The organism is Streptomyces sp. NBC_01261 (assembly GCF_036226385.1).
In the GTDB taxonomy this organism is placed as follows: domain Bacteria; phylum Actinomycetota; class Actinomycetes; order Streptomycetales; family Streptomycetaceae; genus Streptomyces.
The window spans coordinates 6,950,631-6,972,257 of record NZ_CP108463.1 but is presented as its reverse complement, the minus strand read 5'-3'; the positions used below and the strand labels follow the sequence as shown (position 1 = coordinate 6,972,257).

At 68.7% G+C, this 21,627-nt stretch carries 20 protein-coding genes and 1 pseudogene; 10 read left to right on the top strand and 11 right to left on the bottom strand.

Annotated features, from left to right (window positions below; translation table 11 throughout):
- Positions 1–10 precede the first annotated feature (10 nt).
- The 4 genes and pseudogenes from OG226_RS31045 to OG226_RS31030 all read right to left on the bottom strand — a co-directional run.
- The gene (locus tag OG226_RS31045; RefSeq protein WP_443067011.1) at positions 11–814 is read right to left on the bottom strand and encodes a hypothetical protein; all 804 of its coding nucleotides are present in this window, start codon (positions 812–814) and stop codon (positions 11–13) included.
- Between the two features lie 721 nt (positions 815–1,535).
- On the bottom strand, positions 1,536–2,612 hold the full coding sequence (locus tag OG226_RS31040) for an ROK family protein (RefSeq protein WP_329353555.1): 1,077 nt from the start codon (positions 2,610–2,612) through the stop codon (positions 1,536–1,538).
- Positions 2,582–2,755 (bottom strand): hypothetical protein, encoded by a 174-nt coding sequence (locus OG226_RS31035; protein ID WP_329353758.1) that lies wholly within the window; start codon positions 2,753–2,755, stop codon positions 2,582–2,584. Before OG226_RS31035 ends, OG226_RS31040 begins: the two co-directional genes overlap by 31 nt.
- 4 nt (positions 2,756–2,759) lie before the next feature.
- Positions 2,760–3,245, bottom strand: a pseudogene (locus tag OG226_RS31030) (MarR family transcriptional regulator); the annotation flags it as partial.
- A gap of 260 nt (positions 3,246–3,505) precedes the next feature.
- Between OG226_RS31030 and OG226_RS31025 the strand changes: the two are divergent.
- The 3 genes from OG226_RS31025 (at position 3,506) to OG226_RS31015 (ending at position 6,080) form a co-directional block, all read left to right on the top strand.
- Positions 3,506–4,591: a Gfo/Idh/MocA family protein gene (locus OG226_RS31025; protein ID WP_329350720.1), complete on the top strand. Its 1,086-nt coding sequence runs from the start codon at positions 3,506–3,508 to the stop codon at positions 4,589–4,591.
- Positions 4,588–5,106 (top strand): heme-degrading domain-containing protein, encoded by a 519-nt coding sequence (locus tag OG226_RS31020; RefSeq protein WP_329350718.1) that lies wholly within the window; start codon positions 4,588–4,590, stop codon positions 5,104–5,106. The genes OG226_RS31025 and OG226_RS31020 overlap by 4 nt, the downstream gene beginning before the upstream one ends.
- A gap of 95 nt (positions 5,107–5,201) precedes the next feature.
- Complete coding sequence (locus tag OG226_RS31015; protein WP_329350716.1) at positions 5,202–6,080, top strand: LLM class F420-dependent oxidoreductase; 879 nt, start codon at positions 5,202–5,204, stop codon at positions 6,078–6,080.
- Between the two features lie 102 nt (positions 6,081–6,182).
- Here the strand turns inward: OG226_RS31015 and OG226_RS31010 are convergent, their stop codons facing one another.
- From OG226_RS31010 to OG226_RS30995, 4 genes are all read right to left on the bottom strand, one after another.
- Positions 6,183–7,040, bottom strand: coding sequence for a fumarylacetoacetate hydrolase family protein (locus OG226_RS31010; RefSeq protein ID WP_328683060.1), 858 nt, complete (start codon positions 7,038–7,040; stop codon positions 6,183–6,185).
- A gap of 139 nt (positions 7,041–7,179) precedes the next feature.
- Positions 7,180–7,860 carry a membrane protein insertase YidC gene (gene yidC, locus OG226_RS31005; RefSeq protein WP_329350714.1) on the bottom strand — a complete coding sequence of 227 codons (681 nt, stop codon included), beginning with the start codon at positions 7,858–7,860 and terminating at the stop codon, positions 7,180–7,182.
- 90 nt (positions 7,861–7,950) lie between these two features.
- Positions 7,951–8,244 (bottom strand): DUF6412 domain-containing protein, encoded by a 294-nt coding sequence (locus OG226_RS31000; protein ID WP_329350713.1) that lies wholly within the window; start codon positions 8,242–8,244, stop codon positions 7,951–7,953.
- Between the two features lie 39 nt (positions 8,245–8,283).
- Complete coding sequence (locus OG226_RS30995) at positions 8,284–8,811, bottom strand: winged helix-turn-helix transcriptional regulator (RefSeq protein WP_329350712.1); 528 nt, start codon at positions 8,809–8,811, stop codon at positions 8,284–8,286.
- A 68-nt stretch (positions 8,812–8,879) separates the two neighbouring features.
- Between OG226_RS30995 and OG226_RS30990 the strand changes: the two genes are divergently transcribed.
- Positions 8,880–10,295 carry an MFS transporter gene (locus tag OG226_RS30990; protein WP_329350711.1) on the top strand — a complete coding sequence of 472 codons (1,416 nt, stop codon included), beginning with the start codon at positions 8,880–8,882 and terminating at the stop codon, positions 10,293–10,295.
- Between the two features lie 31 nt (positions 10,296–10,326).
- On the opposite strand, the gene OG226_RS30985 is transcribed toward OG226_RS30990, so the two are convergent.
- On the bottom strand, positions 10,327–11,103 hold the full coding sequence (locus tag OG226_RS30985; RefSeq protein WP_329350709.1) for a class E sortase: 777 nt from the start codon (positions 11,101–11,103) through the stop codon (positions 10,327–10,329).
- 217 nt (positions 11,104–11,320) lie between these two features.
- Between OG226_RS30985 and OG226_RS30980 the strand changes: the two genes are divergently transcribed.
- From OG226_RS30980 to OG226_RS30970, 3 genes are all read left to right on the top strand, one after another.
- A complete protein-coding gene (locus OG226_RS30980; protein ID WP_328683054.1) occupies positions 11,321–12,796 on the top strand; it encodes a beta-1,6-galactanase in 1,476 nt (491 codons plus the stop codon).
- Between the two features lie 89 nt (positions 12,797–12,885).
- A complete protein-coding gene (locus OG226_RS30975) occupies positions 12,886–14,028 on the top strand; it encodes an MFS transporter (RefSeq protein ID WP_443066922.1) in 1,143 nt (380 codons plus the stop codon).
- Between the two features lie 245 nt (positions 14,029–14,273).
- Positions 14,274–15,344 carry an SEC-C domain-containing protein gene (locus OG226_RS30970; protein WP_329350708.1) on the top strand — a complete coding sequence of 357 codons (1,071 nt, stop codon included), beginning with the start codon at positions 14,274–14,276 and terminating at the stop codon, positions 15,342–15,344.
- Positions 15,345–15,410: 66 nt separating this feature from the next.
- Here the strand turns inward: OG226_RS30970 and OG226_RS30965 are convergent, their stop codons facing one another.
- Positions 15,411–16,415 carry a YDG/SRA domain-containing protein gene (locus OG226_RS30965; RefSeq protein WP_329350705.1) on the bottom strand — a complete coding sequence of 335 codons (1,005 nt, stop codon included), beginning with the start codon at positions 16,413–16,415 and terminating at the stop codon, positions 15,411–15,413.
- 121 nt (positions 16,416–16,536) lie between these two features.
- Here OG226_RS30965 and OG226_RS30960 point away from each other — a divergent pair, with 121 nt between their 5' ends.
- Positions 16,537–19,734, top strand: a complete 3,198-nt coding sequence (locus OG226_RS30960) for a DUF3427 domain-containing protein (protein WP_329350704.1) — start codon at positions 16,537–16,539, stop codon at positions 19,732–19,734.
- A 10-nt stretch (positions 19,735–19,744) separates the two neighbouring features.
- On the opposite strand, the gene OG226_RS30955 is transcribed toward OG226_RS30960, so the two are convergent.
- Positions 19,745–20,338 carry an ATP-binding protein gene (locus tag OG226_RS30955; protein ID WP_329350703.1) on the bottom strand — a complete coding sequence of 198 codons (594 nt, stop codon included), beginning with the start codon at positions 20,336–20,338 and terminating at the stop codon, positions 19,745–19,747.
- Positions 20,339–20,541: 203 nt separating this feature from the next.
- Between OG226_RS30955 and OG226_RS30950 the strand changes: the two genes are divergently transcribed.
- On the top strand, positions 20,542–21,387 hold the full coding sequence (locus tag OG226_RS30950) for a helix-turn-helix domain-containing protein (protein ID WP_329350701.1): 846 nt from the start codon (positions 20,542–20,544) through the stop codon (positions 21,385–21,387).
- The gene (locus tag OG226_RS30945; RefSeq protein ID WP_329350700.1) at positions 21,387–21,590 is read left to right on the top strand and encodes a DUF397 domain-containing protein; all 204 of its coding nucleotides are present in this window, start codon (positions 21,387–21,389) and stop codon (positions 21,588–21,590) included. The genes OG226_RS30950 and OG226_RS30945 overlap by 1 nt, the downstream gene beginning before the upstream one ends.
- Positions 21,591–21,627: the final 37 nt, after the last annotated feature.

The following is a 21,627-nucleotide window of genomic DNA, read 5'->3' as shown; positions in this document are numbered from 1 at the left end:
GCGGCCGGTGTTATCGGCGCCTCCGGGCCAGCAGCAGGGCGCCGGTGGTGACGAGGAGGACGGAGGTGGCGGCGAGGACGAGGTGTGCGGGGCCGATTCCGGTGCGGGCGAGTTCGTCGGTGAACGAGAGGTCCTCGGCGGGCGCGGTGGTGGCGGGCGCGGGAGTCGTCGTAGAGGTGGCGGGGGCGGTGGATCCCGGGACGGCGGGCTCGACATCGAAGCGGTAGTCGTTCGACTGACCGATCCAGTCCCCGTCGTCGGCATGGCGTTGTACGACGGCCGCGTCGGCGGTGATCTCGTTCGCGACGGTGTCCGGGGCGAGGGCGAGGCGCACCTTCACCGTGAGGGTCTTGCCGGGGTCGACGGTGAAGCCCGGGAAGCCGTCGTCGAAGGCGCCGACGAGTTCGGCCTCGTCGGTCTTCTCGAAGTGGACCGGGTAGGGGCGCGGGCGGGTGCCGTCGTAGAACTCCAGCTTGGGCTGGGACGGTTTCAGGGCGCGCTGTCGGTCGACGAGGACGACGACCGGGTGGATCGCGGTGCAGCGGCGGGCGGTGGTGTTGGTGAGGTCGAGATACCAGGTGCCGTAGCCGCCGCCGGCCGCGTAGCTGTCCGGGCCGTCGTGGATGCGGGTGGTGAGGGGGAAGGCGCGGGCGTCGGGGGCGGCGCAGGCGGGGGCGGAGGCCGCCGCGTGGGCCGGCGGGGCGGCGGTGAGGAGGAGGAAGAGGAGGGGGGCGGCGGCTGCGGCGAGTCGGAGGGACAGGGATCGGGGCAGGGGCACGGGCCGGTGCAGCGGCAGGGACTGGGTCAGCGTCAGGGACCGGGTCAGGAACCGGGACGGAGGCTGAGACAGGGACAGGGGCCCGTACAGGGATCGGGGCCGGGACAGGGACAGGGGCCCGTACAGGGTCACGGGCCGGGACAGGGTCACGGGCCGGGACAGGGTCACGGGCCGGGACAGGGTCACGGGCCGGGACAGGGATCGGGACGGAGATGGGGATCGGGACGGAGATGGGGATCGGGACGGAGATGGGGATCGGGACGGAGATGGGGACGAGGGCTGGTCCGAGGTCACGGGCTGGTTCGGGGTCACGGGCTGGTCCGGGGTCACGGGCTGGTCCGGGGAGGGCGACGAGGACCGGGACAGGGACGGAGAGGGGGGCGAGGACCGGGACAGGGTCACGGGCCGGGACGGCGACGAGGACAGGGGCTGGGACCGGGGCTGGGATTGGGGCAGGGGTGTGCGCAGTGGGGTGCGTGGACTCAGGGGAAGTCGCATAAACACATGAGCGTGCCGGACGGGCGCTGGCGATCGGGGTGCCGTGCCGAGCGCGGGCCGCGAATGCCTCGAACGGGCGCGGCGGGACCCCTGTTCGGCGGAAGTGTCACAGATCCGGCGGAAGTGTCACGCTTCCCCGGACCGCCTGGCTCCTCTGCCTGCCGGTCCGCGGCGCGAATGCCTCGCACGGACGCGGGACCGACCCCCTCCGGCGGAAATGTGACACACCGGGGTGCGAGTGTCACATTCCTCCGGACACCTACCCGTCCGCCCGTCCGAACAGCGGCCCCAGCAGCAACTGCGCCGCCCCCTCCGCGACCCCCCGCGCCCCGCCGGGGGCGACCCGTACGGGCACGGCGACCTCGCGTGCGCCCTCGCGCCGGGCGCGTTCGTCGAGGACGGCGGCGACTCCGCGCACGAAGGGTTCCGGGTCGGCGGCCACAGTGCGGCCGCCCAGCAGCACGAGGTCGATGTCGAGCAGGCCCACGAGATTCGCGGCGCCCGCGCCCAGCACCCGAGCCGCCTCATCGACATCGCCGCGCGCTACGGCGGCCAGGCACAGGGCCTCGATGCAGCCCCGGTTCCCGCAGTCGCAGGGCGGCCCGTCCAGCTGGATCACCTGATGCCCGAACTCCCCGGCCCCGGTCCGCGCCCCCCGGTGCACACCCCCGCCGATCACCAGCCCGGCACCGAGCCCGGTTCCGAGATGCAGATAGGCGAACGACCCGCCCTCCCCACCGACGGCCAGCCCCAACGCGGCGGCGTTCGTGTCCTTGTCCACCACAACAGGCACCCCGAGCCGCCGTGCCAACGCGTCCCGCAACGGAAACCCGTCCCACTCGGGAAACCCAGTAACCCGATGCAGGATGCCGCGAGCGTGATCGAGCGGACCGGGGAGAGCTACGCCTACGCCGAGGAGGTGAGCGGGGGTGCGGTGCGGTGCGGGGTCAGTGGGACGGGCGGGATCAGCGGAATCACCGGGACGGGCTGCATCGGCGGGGCTCGCAGGATCGGCGGGACGCACAGACGCCGGGTTCACGAGACACGCAGGATCAGCGGAACGCGCAGGATCGGCGGGACGCACGGACGCCGGGTTCACGGTACGTACCGGGTCGGCGGGACGCCCGGCGTCAGCGAGGCGCGCAGCGTCGGCCAGGCGCCCAGAACCGGCAGGACGCCCGGATGTCGGATTCGCGGGAGGCACCAGGTCAGCGGGACGCACGGCGTCAGCCGGGCCCACAAGATCGGCAGGACGCGCAGCGTCAGCGAGGCGCCCGGAATCGACAGAACGCCCGGATGCCGGGTTCACGGAACGCACCAGGCCAGCGGGACGCACGGCGTCGGCAGGGCTCGCAGGATCAGCAGGACCGGCAGCGTCAGCAAGGCCCGCAGGATCGGCGAGGCGGTGCTCGACACCCGCACCCGCCGCACCGACAACCTCCGTACCGCCAGCCACCGAGCCAGCACCGGCACCCGCATCAGCACTCACACCGGCACCGGCACCACCCCCCAAACCCCCTCCCCCCACCAACTCCTCAACCTCCCGAGCCACCGCCTCCACAACAACCCTGGCCCCCGCCCCCAAATCCAGCGGAGCCCCCCGCTCCCCCACCACCGCCCCGGTGAGATCGACCAGCACCACCCGCAGCTCATCCCGGTCCAGATGCACCCCCACCGCATGCCCGGCCTCCGGCACCAACCTCAGCACCGTGCGCGGTTTCCCGCCCGTGGACGCACGCCGCCCCGCCTCCGCGACGAGGCCGGAGTCCCGCAACCGGGCGGTGATCTTGCTGACGGCCTGCGGAGTGAGCCCGGTGCGGTCGGCGAGTTCGAGCCGGCTGATCCCGTCCGTGCCGGCCGTCCGAAGCAGGTCGAGAACCAGCGCGGCGTTGTGACTGCGCACGGCAAGCAGATTCGCCCCCACCGGACCGACCCCCGACCTGCCCCCTGCCACGCTCGCCGAACCGATCCCTGCCCCGATCCCTGCCCCGACCCTTGCCTCGCCCGCCGAACCGATCCCCACTCCGATCTCCACTCCGGTCCCGGTCCCGGCCCCGGCCCCGGCCTCACTCGCCGAACCGACCCCCGCCGCGACTCCAACCCCCGACCCCGCCCCAGCCTCAGCCCGCGCCGCCCCCGCCGCCGCCGTCCCGCCCCGCGCACTGTTGTCCACACCCCCATTCTCCCCACCACTTGCACTTTGGCAACAGCGTTGCGAAAGTGGGGGACATGACTGGACGCACGACTCGCACACCCCTCCGCGTCGGCCTCGTCGGCTACGGCCTCGCCGGTTCCGTCTTCCACGCCCCGCTGATCGCCGCCACCGAGGGCCTCACCCTCGACACGGTCGTCACCTCGAACCCGGAGCGGCAGGAACAGGCCCGCGCGGAGTTCCCGGACGTCCGCACGGCCGCGACCCCCGAGGAACTGTTCGCCCACGCCGACGACCTGGACCTGATCGTCATCGCGTCCCCGAACAAGACGCACGTCGCCCTCGCGACCACCGCCCTCAAGGCCGGCCTCCCGGTCGTCGTGGACAAGCCGATCGCCGGCACGGCAGCCGAGGCCCGCGAGCTGGCGGCCCTCGCCGAGCAGCACAGCCTGCTCCTCTCCGTCTTCCAGAACCGCCGCTGGGACAACGACTTCCTGACCGTCCGCAAGCTCCTGGCCGAGGGCGAACTGGGCGACGTCTGGCGCTTCGAGTCCCGTTTCGAGCGCTGGCGCCCGCAGCCCAAGGGCGGCTGGCGCGAGTCCGGCGACCCGGCAGAGATCGGAGGTCTCCTCTACGACCTCGGCAGCCACGTCGTGGACCAGGCACTGGCCCTCTTCGGCCCCGTCACCTCCGTGTACGCCGAGTCGGACATCCGCCGCCCGGGCGCGGAGACGGATGACGACACGTTCTTCGCCCTGACCCACACGAGCGGCGTCCGCTCGCACCTGTACGTCTCCGCGACCACCGCCCAACTCGGCCCGCGTTTCCGGGTGTTGGGCTCCAAGGCGGGCTACGTCAAGTACGGCCTCGACCCCCAGGAGGCCGACCTCCGCGACGGCAAGCGCCCGGGCACCGAGAAGACCTGGGGCCAGGAACCCGAGTCGCTCCACGGCCGTGTCGGCGCGGGAGAGTCCCCGCTCACCGGCGGCGGCCGCCCCGAGCCGACCCTCCCCGGCGACTACCCCGCGTACTACGCGGCCGTCGCCGCCGCCCTCCGCGACGGCGGCCCCAACCCGGTGACCGCCCTGGAGGCGGCCGCCACCCTCGACGTACTGGAAGCCGCGCGCCGCAGCGCCCGCGACGGAGTGACGGTGACCCTGTGACCCAGAACAAGCCCGCGATCACCCAGCGGATCGCCCCCGAGATCACCCCGACGGTGGAGGAACTCGAAGCACAGGAACGGCACTTGGTGTTCCAGCGCTTCACCTACGACGACGCCTGGGCGCTGGGTTCCCTCCTCGTGGAACTGGCCCGCGAGAGCCAGGCCCCGGTCGCCATCGACATCCGCCGCGCCGGCCAGCAGCTCTTCCACGCGGCACTGCCGGGCTCCTCCCCCGACAACGACGCGTGGATCGACCGCAAGCGCAAGGTGGTCGAACGCTTCGGCGCCGCCTCCTACCTGGTCGGCACCCGCTTCCGCGCCAAAGGCAGCACCTTCGAGGACTCCTCCCGCCTCGACCCGGACGAGTACGCGGCCCACGGCGGCTCGTTCCCGATCAGGGTCGAGGGCGTGGGTGTGATCGGCACGGTGACCGTGAGCGGGCTGCCGCAGTTGCAGGACCACCGATTCGTGGTGGCGGCACTGGAGCAGTTCCTGGACGACGAACGACGGGACTGAACGACGGGATTAAGCGCGGCCCGACTCCGGTTGGCACTGTCCACAGGGCTCACAGGTCCACAGGTCCAGGTCCGACAGCGGAGGGAACAGCAGCGATGAGCAGCGATACGCCGAAGAAGCTGAGGGAAACGGTCGGGCGGTACGGCATCTGGAGCGTGGGCCTGCGCACCGAGGACCCAACCCGGCGCGGTGAACTCGCCGACGCGGCGGCCGAGTTGGAGCAACTCGGTTACGGCGCCGTCTGGTTGGGCGGCAGCAGTGCCGCCCAACATGCCGTACCGCTGATCGAGGCGACCTCGACGCTCGCCGTCGGCACCAGCATCCAGAGCATCTGGCAGTACGACGCGGCCGAAAGCGCCGCGGGCTTCGCGGAGTTGGAGGCGGCTCACCCCGGCCGCTTCCTGCTCGGCCTCGGGGTGAGCCACGCCAAGCTGGCGGACCAGTACCGCCGCCCGTACTCGGCACTCGTGAGCTACCTGGACGCCCTGGACACCGCCGGAGTCCCCGCCGACCGCCGCCTCCTGGCCGCCCTGGGCCCGAAGACCCTGGAGCTGGCCCGCGACCGCTCGGCCGGCTCGATCCCGTACCTGGTCACCCCCGAGCACACGGCCAAGGCCCGCGCCATCCTCGGCGAAACCCCGCTCCTGGCCCCGGAGTTGAAGGTGGTCCTGGAAACGGACCCGACCCGGGCCCGCACCCTGGCCCGCGACTACCTGGCCATGTACCTCGCCCTCCCCAACTACACCAACAACTTCCTCCGCAACGGCTTCACCGAGTCCGACCTCGCTGATGGCGGCAGCGACCGCCTGGTGGACGCGGTGTTCGCCTGGGGCGACGAGTCCTCAATCCGCGCCAGGATCGACGCCTTCCTAGCGGCAGGCGCGGACCACGTGGCGCTCCAAGTGGTCGACGGGGCCGCACGCGACTCCCTCCCCCGCGAGGCTTGGCGCAAGCTCGCCTCTCTACTGACCTGAGTTTTTAGGGGCGCGGGGCCGTATCGATTTGCGGCTCCGCCGCGTGGGCGCGACCAGCCCCAACGGCCGCGCACCCGCAGAACGACGAGCAGCCCCCACCCCTTAGGCGTCCTTGAACTCCTGCCGCTGCTTGCCCAACCCAGAGATCTCCAACTCCACGACATCCCCGGCCCGCAAGAACGGCTTCGGCTCAGGCTGCCCAAGAGCAACCCCCGCAGGCGTACCGGTGTTGATGACATCCCCGGGATACAAGGTCATGAACTGGCTGACATAACGCACCACTTCAGCCACCGAGAAGATCTGCTCACCCGTCGTCCCGTCCTGCTTCAACTCCCCGTTCACCCACAGCCGCAGCGACAACCCCTGCGGATCCGGAACCTCGTCCGCCGTCACCAACCACGGCCCGAGCGGGTTGAACGTCTCGCAGTTCTTCCCCTTGTCCCACGTCCCGCCCCGCTCGATCTGGAACTCCCGCTCGGACACGTCATGCGCGACCGCATACCCCGCGACATGCGCGAGCGCCTCCTCGTGGGACTCCAGGTAGCGGGCCGTACGCCCGATGACGACCGCGAGTTCGACCTCCCAGTCGGTCTTCACCGACCCGCGAGGGACCAGCACCGTGTCGTACGGCCCGACGACCGTGTCCGCCGCCTTGAAGAAGATGACCGGTTCGGCGGGCGGCTCGGCGCCGGTCTCGCGGGCGTGGTCGTGGTAGTTCAGCCCGATGCACACGACCTTGCCGATCCCCGCCAGCGGCGGCCCGACCCGCAGCCCGTCGGCGTCCAGCGCCGGCAGCTCCCCGGCGTCGGCCGCGGCCCGGATCCGGCCCAGCGCGGCGGTGTCGGCGAGCAGCGGCCCGTCGATGTCCGGGACGATGCCGGACAGGTCCCGCAGGGTTCCCTCGGCGTCGAGCAGCGCGGGCCGCTCCGCCCCCGCCGTACCGACTCGCAGCAGCTTCATGTTCACCATCTCCATCGATCGCGGACGGTCGACCGATGGGTGCAGCCATCGGAGGACTGGTCGATCCTCCAAGCTCACGGTCCAGTCCGCAATACCTGGTTCACGGACTGGACCGTAACCACGAGCCGTCAGGCTGCCGTCACGTGTAGAGAACCGCCCGTTCCACGGCGCTCCAGGCCGCGCTGGTCACCACGTACAGCGCGACGGCGAGCGGCACGACGGCCACGGTGATCAGCGTGCCGTAGGAGAGGAGCGGCAGCACCTTGCCGAGGGCGCCCGTGCCGGTACCTGCACCTGTACCTGTGTCGGTGGCCGCGCGCCGGGTGCGGACGTAGGTGAAGGTCGCGACCGCGGCGACGACGAGGAACAGCCCGACGTAGACGAGCCCGGCCGGTCCGAACATTCCGTCCCCGGCGAGCGCGTCGGCCCAGCGTCCGCCGAGCGGCGCGGCGAACAGCCGGTGGGCGAGCAGGCCGTCGCCGCCACCGGAGAACAGACGGTAGAGGAGGAAGAACGCCGGGAGTTGGAGCAGGCTCGGCAGGATTCCGGAGAGCGGGGACACCTTCTCCTCGGTGTGCAGGTCGAGTACGGCCTTCCGCAGCTTCTCGGGCTGCTTCGCGTACCGCTTCCGCAACTCGGCGACCCGCGGCTGGAGTTGGGCCCGCGCCCGCTGCCCGCGCGCCGCGGCCCGCGACAGGGGATGGACGAGGAGTCGTACGAGAGCGGTGAACAGGACGATCGCGGCGGCGGCAGCGGCCGTACCGAACAACGGGTGGAGCAGGTCGGCGAGTTGGCCGACCAGGGCAGCGAAGACGGACATGGGTGAGCCCTCCGTGGGTCTCGTCGTGCCGGGAGTGGGCATGGCGACGGGACGGCCCCGCGTGGCGGCGGAAAAGGCTTCCGGGAATGCCTACGCGGTGGTCGTCCGGAGGGGGTGTCCGGGGGCTCGGGGGCGTGGGCGGCCCGAGGCGTCGGGGTCGCGCTGGGGCAGGAACGCCGTACGGCGGGCCCGGTCGCGGATGGCCGTACGGACCCGGGTGGGCGGTACGGCGGGTGCGCTGCGCGCGGTGAGGAGGGCGCAGACGGCGAGGGCGGTACCGGTCGCGGCGAGCGCGACGACGGCCGGGAGGCTACCGGCGTCCACCAGCACGATCGGGAGCAGGAAGAGGAGCAGCAGGGCGCTCGCCCAATGCTGGCGCTTCATGATCCTCCCCCTCTCCAACTGCCGTTCTCGTACCGTTCGTTATACCGGATCCGGCTCGATCGGCTGGAGCAGTCGCCTCGGTTCGAGGAACGCCCGGCTGACCGGGTCCGTCGGGTCCGGATCGAGTCCGGGGCCCGGGTCCATGATGACATCCGCGACGGGGACGACGACGGCACAGGTGGGGCACTCGCCGTAGGAGCCGAGTTCGGTGCCGCAGTCCGCGTGCCGGAAGTAGCGCAGCTGCGTCTCGTCGTACTGCTCGCGCTGCCACCGGCCGAGCGAGCGCAGCACCGGCCACAGGGCGACCCCGCGCTCGGTGATGACGTACTCGTCGCGCGGCGGGGACTCCTGGTAGCGGCGCTTTTCGAGGATGCCCTCGGCGGTGAGGGCCTGGAGGCGGCCGGCGAGGACCGCGCGCGGGATGCCGAGGTGGGCGAGGAAGTCGTTGTAGCGCCGTACGCCGTAGAGGGCGTCCCGGACGACGAGCAGCGTCCAGCGCTCCCCGACCACCTCCAGCGCCCGGGCGATCGAGCACTCCTGTCCCGCGTAGTCCTTGCCTAGTGACATGCCCTCCACTGTAGCCACTTTCCGCCAGTAAGTTCAATGAACGAACCTGAGGTGCTACGGTGCTCCACATGACTAGGTTCAATGAACGAACCCTCGATGAGGTCGCCGAGGCCGCCGAGGTGACGAAAGCCCCCGAGGTCTCCGGGCCGAGCGTGCCGCACCCCCGCGCCACCCTCGCCCTGACCAGCGCGGCCACCGCCGTGGCCCTGATGACGTACACCGCGCCGATGGTCACGCTCCCCGACATCGCCACCGCCCTGCACACCCCGCTCTCCGCCCAGGCCTGGCTCCTGAACGGCACCCCGCTGGGCCTGGCCGCGCTGCTCCTGGTCGCCGGCAGCCTCGCCGACGACTACGGCCGCCGCCGGATCTTCCTCGCCGGCACCTTCGCGCTGGGCATCACCACGGCGCTCTCCGCGCTCACGTCCTCGACCTGGCTGTTCACCCTGACCCGTATCGCGCAGGGCGCGTCCAGCGCGGCGCTGCTCGCCAGCAGCCTGGGCCTGATCGTGCACGCCTTCCCGACCCCGCGCGGCCGTCTGCACGCGACCGGCGTATGGGGCGCGTTCGTCAGCGGCGGCATAGCGGTCGGCCCGCTGGTCGCGGGCGCGATGCCGGACTGGCGGCTGATCTACGCCGTGCTCGGCGCGGCGGCGATCGTCGTGGCGGCCCTCGGCGTCCGTACGCTGTCCGAGTCCCGCGCGCCGCGCGGCGGACGCCCCGACCTGGCCGGAGCGGTCACCTTCGGGCTGGCCCTGGTCGCCCTCGTCGCCGCCCTCACGCTGGGCCGCGACGGCTGGCTGCGCGCCCCGGTGGGCCTGCTGGCACTGGCGGCCGTGGTGCTCGTCGGCGTCTTCGCACTGGTGGAACGCCGGATCGCGACCCCGATGATCGACCTGAGCCTGCTGCGTCACCGCCTCTTCCTGGCGTCCTCTGCGGGCGGCCTCTTCACGGGCTTCGCGGTGATCGGCCTGTTCAGCTTCCTGCCGGCGCTGTTGCAGCAGACGCTGGGCCTGTCCGCGATGGACACGGCCTGGCTGTTCCTCCTCTGGTCGGGCCTGTCCTTCGCGGTCGCCCTCCAGGCCCGCCGCCTCGCCGGCCGCGTCTCGCCCCGGCACCAACTCGCCCTGGGTTTCCTGCTCCACGCGGCCGGCGTCCTGACGATGCTGGGCGCGCTGGACTCCGGTTCCTGGCTACGGCTGCTGCCGGGACTGGTGATCGCGGGCGTCGGCAGCGGCCTGCTGAACGCCGCGCTGCCGCTGCTGTCCGTCGAGTCCGTACCGGCGGCCCGGGCCGCGATGGGCTCCGGCGCACAGCAGACGTTCCGCTACATCGGCTCGTGCGCCGGGGTCGCGCTGACCATCGCGATCGCCACGTCGGCGGGCGGCGGACTCGCCCGCGGCGCGGACGTCGCGATGGTCGTGTCGGCGGGGCTCGCGGTGGTGGCGGCGGTGAGTGTGGTCGTGCTGCGGGAGCGCGCGTGAGTCTTCACCGGGCTCGCGTGGAGGTCAGAGGTCACCGGGCTCGCGCGGAGGTCAGGGTGCCCCACACCACCATGCGGTACCTGGACGTGAAGTCCGGGGTGCAGGTGGTGAGGGTGACGTAGTGGCCGGGCCGGCTGAAGCCGTAGGACGGCTTGACGATCGAGCGCGGGATCGGCCGGATGACGCCCGAGTCGGAGGCGGAGGTCTGCGGCAGGATCCTGTCGACGGTGTACGTGTAGGTGGCCGCGCTCGTCTCCACCTGGACGGTGTCCTTGAGGCGCAGTCGCGGGAGATACCGGAACGGCTCGCCGTGGGTGTTGCGATGTCCGGCGAGCGCGAAGTTCCCTGCCTGGCCCGGCTGTTGGGTGCCGGGGTAGTGGCCGACGTACCCCTTGTTGAGCACGTTCTGCTTGCTGACGCCCTCGGCGATCGGGACGCGGAGGTGGAGGCGGGGGATGGTGAGGACGGCGTAGGCCTGGGAGCGGCGGGGAACGGTGGCGGAACCGGTGACCGTGGTCGAGCCACCGGCCGAGGTGCCCCGGCGCGGTGAACTGCCGCCCGCCAGCCCGGCGTTGGCCGACGGGGTGTCGCCACTTCCCGCACCCGGTGTCGCCCATTGCCGTTCCAGGGCCCGCACTTGGTGCTCGGCGCCCTGACGGGCCTCCCGGTTGGTCCACCACAGCTCGTGGACGACGAGGAGGAGCAGGACGACCCCGGCGGTGACGAGGAACTCCCCACCGGTCCACAGGGCGCGTCGGCCCAGCGCACGGCGTCGACGGCCGCGGTGCTGCACGACGGGAACCCGCATGGGCCGCACGATAGGGGCCGGTTCGCGAACTCACCAGAGTCACGGCTCCGATGACCGGAAAGGGTGCCCGTTCGGTCCTTCGTACACGGGTTTTAGAAAGGGGTGTCGCAACCCTCGACAACCTCACGCACCGCACCCGATGCTTCCTGATGGCACGAGCCGGGGGGATGGCCGACGCCGGTGGGACGACCGGCGGTTGAGCGAATCGGGAGTAGAGATGATCCGACGCAGAACCCTGCTGGCCGCAGCGGGCGGTGGGCTCCTCGGCACCGCCCTGGCGACCGGTACCGCACGGGCCGACGCGACGGTCGCGGTCAACCCGGCGACGAAGTACGGCACTTGGGAGGGCTGGGGCACCTCGCTGGCCTGGTGGGCGAACGTCTTCGGCGCCAGGGACGACTTCGCCGACATCTTCTTCACCACCAAGTCGACGACGTACAACGGCACTTCGCTGCCGGGCCTGGGCCTGAACATCGCCCGTTACAACCTCGGCGCGTGCAGCTGGAACTCGGTGAGCGGCGAGTCGATGGTGGCCTCCGCCAACATCCCCGCGTTCAAGCAGATCGAGGGCTACTGGCAGGACTGGAACAACGAGGACCCCACGTCCTCGGCCTGGGACTGGACGGCGGACGCGACCCAGCGGGCGATGCTGGTGAAGGCGACCTCGCGGGGCGCGACCACCGAACTCTTCGCCAACTCCCCCATGTGGTGGATGTGTTCGAACCACAACCCGTCGGGCGCCTCGGGCGGCGGCAACAACCTCCAGACCTGGAACTACCGCCAGCACGCCTCCCATCTCGCGTCCGTCGCCCTCTACGCGAAGAACAACTGGGGCGTGAACTTCGCGACGGTCGAGGCCTTCAACGAACCCTCGTCGAGCTGGTGGACGGCGACGGGTACGCAGGAGGGCTGCCACATGGACTCGACGGTCCAGTCGGCCGTACTCCCGTACGTGCGCAGCGAGTTGGACAGCCGAGGCCTGACGAGCACGAAGATCTCGGCGTCCGACGAGACGAGCTACGACCTCGCGCGCACGACCTGGAGCGCCTTCAGCTCGACGACGAAGGGGTACGTGAACCGGGTCAACGTCCACGGCTACCAGGGTTCGGGCGGCCGTAGAGACCTGCTCTACACGGACGTGGTGACGACGGCGGGCAAGGCCCTCTGGAACTCCGAGACCGGCGACAGCGACTCCACGGGCCTGACGATGGCCGGCAACCTGCTCTACGACTTCCGCTGGCTGCACCCCACGGCATGGACGTACTGGCAGGTCATGGACCCGTCGTCCGGCTGGGCGATGATCGCGTACGACCAGAACACGCTCACGGCCGGCGCGGTGCAGACGAAGTACTACGTGATGGCCCAGTTCAGCCGCCACATCCGCCCCGGCATGACGATCCTGGACACGGGAGTGAGCTACGCGGCGGCGGGCTACGACGCATCGGCGAAGCGGTTGGTGATCGTCGCCGCCAACACGGGCTCGTCGTCGACGAAACTGACCTTCGACCTGTCCAAGTTCACGACGGTGGCGGGCGGTTCGAGCGGTCTGGTCCCGCGCTGGAACACGGTGACGGGTGGCGGAGGCGACCTGTACGCCTCCCACTCGGACACGTACCTGAGCGGCAAGACGGTGAGCGCGACGTTCGCGGCGGGGGCGGTGCAGACGCTGCAGATCGACGGAGTGGTGATCTGACCCCGGGCCTCCAACCCGGTTACGGCGGCGGCCGGTTCGGCCTGCTCGCCCTGGCGCTCGGCGGTTTCGGAATCGGCCTGACCGAGTTCGTGATCGCCGGGCTGCTGCCCCAGGTGAGCCGCGGCCTGCACGTGTCCACGGCGGCGGCGGGCTGGCTGATCTCCGGCTACGCGCTGACGGTCGCGGTGGGCGCGATCGCGGTGACGGCGGCGACGGCGCACCTGCCCCAAAAGCCGGTCCTGGTAGGCCTGGTGGCCCTGTTCGTAGCAGGGAACCTGCTGTCGGCGCTGGCCCCCGACTACGGCGTGATGCTGCTGGGCAGAGTCGTGGCGGCCTTGTGCCACGGCTCGTTCTTCGGCATAGGCTCCCTTGTCGCCCGCCGCCTGGTCCCTCCCGAACGGGCCTCGCGGGCAGTCGCGTTGATGTTCACCGGCCTGACGGTGGCGAACGTGCTGGGCGTCCCCTTCGGCGCGCTCGTCGGCGAACGGTGGGGCTGGCGGGCGACGTTCTGGGCGATCACGGCGATCGGGGCGGTGGCGCTGATCGCCATCGCCGTACTCGTACCGGCGTCGGCGGGAGCGAGGAGTGGCTCGGCGGACCTCCGCACGCAGGTGCGCGCCTTCCGCTCCACCCAGGTATGGCTGACCCTGACAGCCACGGCCCTCGGCTACGGCGGCATGTTCGGCGCGTTCAGCTACCTCGCGTACACCTTCACGCGGGTCGCGGGCTTCTCGACGACGGATGTGGCCTGGCTGTTGGTCGTCTACGGCACGGGGCTGGTCGTCGGCAACATCGCGGGCGGGCGGGGCGCGGACCACGACCGGGACGTGACGTTGCTCGTGTCCTTGGCGGGCCTGGCGTTCACACTGGCGGTATTCGGACTACTGGCGAGCAGCCGCCCGGCCTCGGTGATCCTGGTCTTTCTGCTGGGCGTGTTCGGCTTCGCGACGGTCCCCGGGATGATCACACGCGTGACGGATGCGGCGGGGGGTGTGCCGTTGGCGGCGAGCGCGAATGTGTCGGCTTCGAATGTGGGGAACGCGGTGGGGGCTTGGGCGGGGGGTCTGGTGATCAGTGCGGGGTTTGGGTATGCGGCTCCGTTGTTTGTGGGGGCGGGGATTGTGGGGGTGGGGATGGGGGTTATGGGGGCTGCGGTGTGGGTTGGAGGGGTTGCGGCTGGCGGGACGGGGCGGGGGCGGGAGGTGAAGGTCGTAGAAGGACAGGGGTCGTAGAGGCACAGGGGTTGTAGAGGCACAGGGGTTGTAGAGGCACAGGGATCGTAGAAGCACAGGGGTTGTAGAAGCACAGGGATCGTAGAAAGGAGGCGGCCGTAAAACCGGCGGGAACCGGGAAGCAACCCGGTGTTCCCCGCGAGGCGGTCCCCTCACCGCTCCCCCACGCCACTCTCACCGGCCGACCTGGGCATATCTCTGCCCTTGCCTCCATCTGTGCAGGCATCGGCAGTACCGTGTCGTTCATGCGCCCCGACACGCCCGCCGAGAACGTCGACCACTCCGCCGAAGCGGCCCGCCTCGAACGGACCGCCGCCCGTTACCCCGAGGACGCCGAAGCCCTGCTCCTCCAGGCCGCGGCCCACCTGGAACTGGCCGGCGACCGCCCCGCCGCCACCGCGCTCTACGACCGCCTGCTGTCATCGGCGGACGCCCTGGAAACCCCGCACCTGGTACGGGCCCTCAAGGCCTCGAACCTCTGGGAGTACGGCCACGAGGCCGAGGCCAGGGCCATCATCGACGGGGTCCGGACCGCGTCCCCCCGCGATGCCGCCCCCTGGGTGATCGTCGCGGAGTCCCTGGAGTCCCACGACGAGTTGGAGGCGGCGCAGGAGACGTTCACGGAGGGCGTGACGCTGCTCCTGACCGATGTCCCCGAACCCCCTTACTCCACCCACCCGTTGCTGTACGGCCGACACCGGGTGCGGCGGATGCTGGGCGTGTCGCACGACGAGTGGGACACGCTGGCGGACACGTTGCATTCGGCCCACGCGTCCTCGTCGTCTTCCTCGCCCTCCTCGTCTCCCTCATCGTCGTCGTCGCCCGTGTCCCTGGACGAGCTGCATGATCCGAAGCGGGTGTGGTCACTGGGGTCGGACAACCCGGCGGAGCTTGAGGCGGAGATCTCGCGGTTGCGGGCGGAGTTGGGGGCGTTCCGAGAGGCGTTGTCCCGGCCCTTCCCGGTGGCCGTACTGCACTGGCCCGAGGGGGAGTTGGCCGAACTGGTGGGGGCGTACGAGTCCCTCGCGGTGGAGTACCCGTCGCACGAGGAGCACCTCGCGACGATAGAGGGGTCGTTGCGGGAGCTGGCGGCGAGCGGGACGCAGAACCTGGGGATCGTGACCGGGACTGTGCCTTCTTATGAGGCGTTCGCTGCGTCTGAGGGGGCTTCGCCGGGGGATGTTGATCTGTTGCCGCAGTATGCGACGACTCTTGCGGCTCGGGGGCGGGCTGTGGTTTGGCCGCCTCAGCGGGGGGCTAGTTGCTGGTGTGGGTCGGGGCGGGCTTATGGGGAGTGTCACGGGCAACCACGTTGATCCGACGGGCGCTCCGCGGCCGCCAAGCCCTACATCTACTTGGCGGCCGTGTGGCGGGACGAATCGCTACGATCCCTGTCCACGGGTCCCTAGCTTCTCCCACCACTCACGGTGATAGCGCAGGTAGTCCGGGTGCACTCGATGCGAACGCTTGGTCTTGAGCCTCGGCAACATAGGCGTTCCGAAGATGGTTGCGCGCACAATGATCGACCAGTTCTCGTCCACAACAACAGCACCAACGTCCAGCCGGACATGGCAGTTGGGGCACACACAGAGAATGTTCGGCTCCACATCGGGTCCGTTGTGAGGCCTACCCAAGGGCCTGATATGCGCACCTTGGCTATGCGGCTCGCCATCCGGCCCGAGCAAGCGAAGGCCACAGAGTTGACACTGCCCGTCGTACAGCTTCTTGACGCGACGTGACGTTGCAACACTCCGCATGAGGCGCTGAATCTCCACGGTCCGCGCCTCCGGGTATCTCTCCTCGCCCGGTTCCTCAAGGATTTGCTCTACCGCTTCGAGCGCTTCGGCAACTCGGCTCCCCATGGCCGACAGCGCCTGCTCCGAGTCAGGCAGCCGCTCCAGATCAAACTGGCAGATATCGATCTCGGAACCATCGGGAGCAGGCCATTTAGAGGTGGCCGTGCGAATGGCCGTAACCCTGAACAAGCCGTCGAATCGGTAGCCCTTGGGCGGCGAGTAACGTTTATCACCCTCAAAGCCACGTATGACGCGGATCGGGCGCTCACGTTCATAGCTTCGCTTGAGGGCGGCATTGTCGGCGTACTCCCACGACTGACTGCGCAGAAGTCGGCCAGTAGTGGAGTCCCGGCCCTTTCCCTCTGACGCTCCCGTGTACCTCATGAACGTCCACTGGTCGTCATCGTCCACGTACCCACCGTTGAGGACGATGGCATCGGCGATGTGCAGGCCATCCTCCTCATCCTTGAGACAGGAGATGCCCCGTTGGTTGGTCTGATGAAGCTTGGCGCCCAGTACGTCGAGCCGGCTACCGAAGAGATCCCCTACGACGACACCATCGATGTTCCCGGACACCCGTTTGATTTCCACAGCCCATACTGGACCGACTTCGATCGGTCATGTCAAACAAGTATTCGGCATTGATCATTTGTGATCCGTGAACCGACCACTCCCATGCCTCATGTGTCGGTGTCAGTGCCCTCTGTTAGACATGGGACATCTGTCAGAGCGAGCGGGGGATGCCGACGTGACCAAGCCAGGAGTACCCACGGAGCCCCCAGCAGGCCTCTACGAAGAGCTCATCACGCTGCGCTTCGAGCAGCAGTTGAAGGAGCTCGGCAGCCTAGGCTGGTATCCCGTGACAGATGCTGTGGGGTCGGAGTCAGTACCACACGTATTGGCCCGGCACGTCGCAGGGACCGTGCGACGCGTGCTGCAAAGCCTCCCGAGCGTGGAGCGGGTACACGCGGCCAACCACATCCTGGAATCCATCAGCACCCTCGAAGGCGCCCAAGAATGGGTGGACCTGGTGGCTGACGGCCCTCGTCAACTCCTCGCGCTGACACGGCAGGAGGCACCCGGCGTCTTCGCCGTTCGCCCCGGTATCCCTCTCTCCGACACCGCCCTCATCACCAACTCGCCGGAGGACCCAAGCCTCGGCTTCGAACTACGTGCCGAGCTCGCCACTGCCGACCACGTCGACCTACTCTGCGCCTTCGTGAAGTGGCACGGACTGCGCATCATCGAGCAGTCCCTGCAAGCGGCCCACAACCGTGGCGTGCCGATACGGGTCATCACCACGACCTACATCGGCGCCACCGAACGGCGCGCGCTGGACCGGTTGGTGCGAGAATTCAACGCCGAGGTCAAGGTCAACTACGAGACGCGATCGACGCGACTGCACGCGAAGGCGTGGCTGTTCCGTCGCGAGAGCGGCTACGACACTGCGTATGTAGGCAGTTCCAACCTCTCCAAGGCCGCTCTCCTCGACGGCTTGGAGTGGAACGTCCGGCTCTCTTCGATCGCCACGCCAGACGTCTTGCGTAAGTTCGAGGCGACCTTCGAGGCGTACTGGAACGACCTGTCCTTCGAGACGTACGACCCCGACGCCGACGGAGAACGACTCCAGGAGGCCTTGGCCATCGCAGGAGGGACCTCTTCAACTGCCGCTAAAGACCGCGGGATTACTCTCTCCGGCCTTGAGGTACGACCGTATCCACATCAACGCGACATGCTGGAGCGGCTGAACGTCGAGCGGGATGTGCATGATGTACACCGGAATCTGCTGGTCGCAGCGACAGGCACCGGCAAGACGGTGATGGCTGCACTTGACTACAGACAGCTGCGGAAGAAGCACGGCCGCGACTTGCGGTTGCTGTTCGTCGCGCACCGCAAGGAGATCCTTCAGCAGTCTCTACGGACCTACCAAGACGTCTTGATGGACGCGAACTTCGGGGAGTCGCTTCACAGCGGTGAGATTCCGGAGCGCTGGAATCACATGTTCGCCAGCGTCCAGTCGCTGAACGCACGAGCGCTCGACCGTCTCGCCCGTGATCACTTCAACGTGATCGTGATCGACGAGTTCCACCACGGGACCTCACCGACATACCGAAAGATCCTTGACCACTTCCAGCCGGCCGAGTTGCTCGGGCTGACCGCAACGCCCGAGCGCATGGATGGCAAGAACATCCAGGACGAGTTCTTCGACGGCCGTATCGCCGCCGAGATGCGACTGTGGGAAGCACTCGAAAATGAACTCCTCAGCCCCTTCCACTACTTCGGTATCACCGACACCACCGACTTGAGCACGGTGGAGTGGAAGCGCGGGGCGTATGACGCGGGCGCTTTGAGCAACGTGCTGACGGGGAACGTGGCACGAGCGCGGCTGGTCGTGAAGGCTGTCAGAGACAAGGTGACCGACCCTGGGGCTATGCGAGCGCTGGGTTTCTGCGTCTCGGTTGCGCACGCGCACTTCATGGCCGAGTCCTTCCGAACGGCCGGCCTCAACGCCGTTGCCCTGTCCGGGGAGTCATCCAGCCAAGAGCGCGCACAGGCCCTGGCAGACCTCAGGTCGGGTGCACTGCAAGTGATCTTCTCGGTCGACCTCTTCAACGAAGGGCTCGACATCCCTGACGTGGATACGTTGCTTCTTCTGCGCCCTACCTCCAGCGCCACCGTCTTCCTTCAACAGCTCGGCCGCGGCCTTCGCCGCACCGAAGACAAGGCCGTACTGACCGTGCTGGACTTCATTGGGCAGCACCGCAAGGAGTTCCGCTTCGAGAACCAGTTCCGCGCGCTCACGAACCTCACCCGCAAGCGGCTGCTCGACAACATCGAGCATGACTTCCCCCAGCTGCCGTCCGGCTGCCAGATCATCCTTGAGGAGAAGGCGAAGAAAACCATCATCGCCAACATCAAGGACCAGATCGGCGTCAACGTCACGGCGCTGGCACGTGAGGTTGCCGACTACGCCGAGCCGAGCCTGAGCCGGTACCTGCACGAGAGCGGTCGCGAGCTGAAGGAGCTCTACCGAGGCAACGGCAACTCCTGGACAGGCCTGCTGCGCCGCTCCGGGCTTCTGCAGGGTGAGCCGCCGGAAGGTGAAGCCGCCCTCCTCAAGCGCGTGTCCGCCTTTCTCCACGTGGACGACCCGCTACGGGTAGCCGCATACACGCGGATGCTGGCGGACGACGCTCCTGCCTACGGCGAACTCGACGAGCAGGGTCGGGCCTACGCCCGCATGCTGTTCTTCCAGCTGTGGCCGCTTGGTGGCATCACCCGCAAGGGCTTCGCGGACTACGACGCGGGATTCTCAACTCTGCTTGAACAGAACGCAGTTCGCAGCGAGCTGCGCCAGATGCTGGAGTACAACCTCGCCCACACGGAACACGTCCCGATCCCGCTTCTCGGCGTAGGCGGACAAAGCGGTATTCCGCTGACCGTGCATGCCTCGTACAGCCGCGAAGAAATTCTCCCTGCCCTTGGCCAGTCCTCCATCGGTGGCTTCATGCCGGCCGACTTCCGCGAGGGCGTGAAGTGGTGCGAGTCGATCAAGACCGACGCGCTCCTGATCACGCTGGAGAAGGACGAGAAGGACTTCTCTCCTCAAACCCGCTACCACGACTACGCGTTGAGCGAGACCCTCTTCCACTGGGAGTCCCAGAACCAGACGTCGGCAACGTCTCCCACCGGTCTGCGCTACCAGAATCACGTAGCCGAGGGCAGTCACGTCCTGCTCTTCGTACGCCGCTACAAAAGCACGGACATCGGGGGCGCCCAACCGTGGATGCTGCTTGGCCCCGCCGAATTCGACGGCTCCACCGGGAGCAAGCCGATGGCGATCAAGTGGAAGTTGAAGCACACGCTCCCCGCGGATGTTTGGACCTACTCCGCGATTGCTGCTGGGTAGCGTTGCCCAACTAGTCGCCCACAAGACCGAGTTCAGCCTCGAAACGCATCTGAGCTCGGTCTAGGGCTTCCTCCGGGTCATGGCCGTGCACCCGAAGCCAGTGCAGAAGATCAGAGATGGCATCGATCGCCGCCGCCTCCGTGGTTGCCGCCCCAAGGCGACTTGCCCGACGGCTACCGCAGTGCTCGTCGGGGGCGTGCAGAGCAGTAGCGAACTCGCACCACGTCACCTTGCGATCGGCGAGGAGCTGAACACCCCAGCGGTCAGTGGTAGCCGTCACGAGGGCCATACCCCGCCCTGTTTCGGCATCATCGGTAGCGTCCACGAGTGTGGGTAGGGCACGCGTATCCGGGTCATGGACTTCGATGCGCAGGCGGGTGCCGTTCACAGAGACGACGAGCGTGGTCGGGGTACCTGCGCCCACGTGAGTGATCACGTTGGAGACGAGCTCACTGACACAGAGTTGGACCGCGGCGGTCAGTTCTTGCAGGCCCCAGATCCTCAGATGGATCCGTAACACCCGACGTAGAGCGGCCACTTCCTCGGGCTCTGCCAGAAACGGGAGTTCCCACGCCGCCCTCGGCGTGCACATAGCGCAGTCCATGTCTCAATCCCTCCACCTGCACGGCAGGTTGCGATGCGTCACTACCTTCACACCGAGGGTTGCACTGGAACTCTCAAAATGGAACTCTCATTTTCTACTGGAAGGAGCGCACTCCGGCCTCACGCGCCCCCGGCGCGCGCTGTCTTGCCGTCAGACTCGAACAACCAGCACGATCTGATAGATCGACACGAAGGGCCGTAAGCATGCCAGTTGGACCCACCACTCGAAGGCGCCAGCTGGGCGCCGACCTGCGCCGACTCCGTGAATCCAAGGGTTTGACCCTGGAGGAGGCAGGTGCCCGTGTCGGCATCTCAAAGGCAACGCTGAGTCGCTACGAGACGAAGGAAGGGACTGTCAAGTGGCCGGCTGTTGACGCCCTTTGCCGTGAATACGGATCCTCTGACGCAGAACGTCTCGCCCTCGTCGAGCTGGCCAAGGGCGCGAAGATCCAAGGTTGGTGGCGATCACTCGCCGACCCGATCCCTGAGTCCATGAACCTCATGCTCACGCTTGAGGACGAGGTCGTACGCGAAGACCACTACGCGTGCATGTACGTCCCCGGGCTACTCCAAACTCGCGCCTACGCCGAGGCAGTCCACCGAGCCTCGGAGGTGCAGTGCCCGGAGCGCGAAGTGCAGCACATGGTCGACATCCGCATGAAGCGCCAGGAACTCCTCGACCGCAACGAGCCACCGCGCATTTGGTGCGTGATCGATGAGGCGGCGCTCCGTCGCCAGGTCGGCGGACGCGAGGTCATGCGGGAGCAACTCGGCCACCTGCTAGCCCTAGCTGAACGCCCGCACGTCACCGTTCAGGTGCTCCCCTTCTCAAAGGGCGCACACGCAGCGGCAGTTGGCAGCTTCGCCATCCTGCGGGGCCCGACTCCGGACCTCGACGTGGCGTACGTGGACCTGCTCAGCGGTGGCCTCTTCATGGAGAAGCCGCAGGAACTGGCGCGCTATAGGTTGGCGTTCGAGTACCTCAGCGCACAGGCACTCGACCTTGAGTCCTCCACGGATATCGTCCACCGCATAAGCAAGGAGTCCTGATGTCGGCGCCCTCGACGCACCAGTGGTTCAAGTCCTCGTACAGCGGGGGTAGTGGGACGGAGTGTGTCGAGTGCGCGCGTACGCAAGATGGGGCTCTGATACGGGACTCGAAGAACCAGAAGGGTTCTTCACTCAGCGTCCGGCGACAGGCTTGGCATGCCTTCACGAACGCCTTGCAGGACAGGCGGATTTCGCAGCCTTGAGGGACCTGCCTGAAGACGCGCCAACCGAGCGATAGTC

Excerpts from the sequence above, each read along its gene's own strand:
- OG226_RS31035 (WP_329353758.1), bottom strand. The coding sequence starts at position 2,755 with ATGCGGGTGCCGGTGCTGGCTCGGTGGCTGGCGGTACGGAGGTTGTCG.
- OG226_RS31025 (WP_329350720.1), top strand. The coding sequence starts at position 3,506 with ATGACTGGACGCACGACTCGCACACCCCTCCGCGTCGGCCTCGTCGGC.
- OG226_RS31015 (WP_329350716.1), top strand. The coding sequence starts at position 5,202 with ATGAGCAGCGATACGCCGAAGAAGCTGAGGGAAACGGTCGGGCGGTAC.
- OG226_RS31010 (WP_328683060.1), bottom strand. The coding sequence starts at position 7,040 with ATGAAGCTGCTGCGAGTCGGTACGGCGGGGGCGGAGCGGCCCGCGCTG.
- yidC (WP_329350714.1), bottom strand. The coding sequence starts at position 7,860 with ATGTCCGTCTTCGCTGCCCTGGTCGGCCAACTCGCCGACCTGCTCCAC.
- OG226_RS31000 (WP_329350713.1), bottom strand. The coding sequence starts at position 8,244 with ATGAAGCGCCAGCATTGGGCGAGCGCCCTGCTGCTCCTCTTCCTGCTC.
- OG226_RS30995 (WP_329350712.1), bottom strand. The coding sequence starts at position 8,811 with ATGTCACTAGGCAAGGACTACGCGGGACAGGAGTGCTCGATCGCCCGG.
- OG226_RS30990 (WP_329350711.1), top strand. The coding sequence starts at position 8,880 with ATGACTAGGTTCAATGAACGAACCCTCGATGAGGTCGCCGAGGCCGCC.
- OG226_RS30985 (WP_329350709.1), bottom strand. The coding sequence starts at position 11,103 with ATGCGGGTTCCCGTCGTGCAGCACCGCGGCCGTCGACGCCGTGCGCTG.
- OG226_RS30980 (WP_328683054.1), top strand. The coding sequence starts at position 11,321 with ATGATCCGACGCAGAACCCTGCTGGCCGCAGCGGGCGGTGGGCTCCTC.
- OG226_RS30970 (WP_329350708.1), top strand. The coding sequence starts at position 14,274 with ATGCGCCCCGACACGCCCGCCGAGAACGTCGACCACTCCGCCGAAGCG.
- OG226_RS30960 (WP_329350704.1), top strand. The coding sequence starts at position 16,537 with ATGGGACATCTGTCAGAGCGAGCGGGGGATGCCGACGTGACCAAGCCA.
- OG226_RS30955 (WP_329350703.1), bottom strand. The coding sequence starts at position 20,338 with ATGGACTGCGCTATGTGCACGCCGAGGGCGGCGTGGGAACTCCCGTTT.
- OG226_RS30950 (WP_329350701.1), top strand. The coding sequence starts at position 20,542 with ATGCCAGTTGGACCCACCACTCGAAGGCGCCAGCTGGGCGCCGACCTG.
- OG226_RS30945 (WP_329350700.1), top strand. The coding sequence starts at position 21,387 with ATGTCGGCGCCCTCGACGCACCAGTGGTTCAAGTCCTCGTACAGCGGG.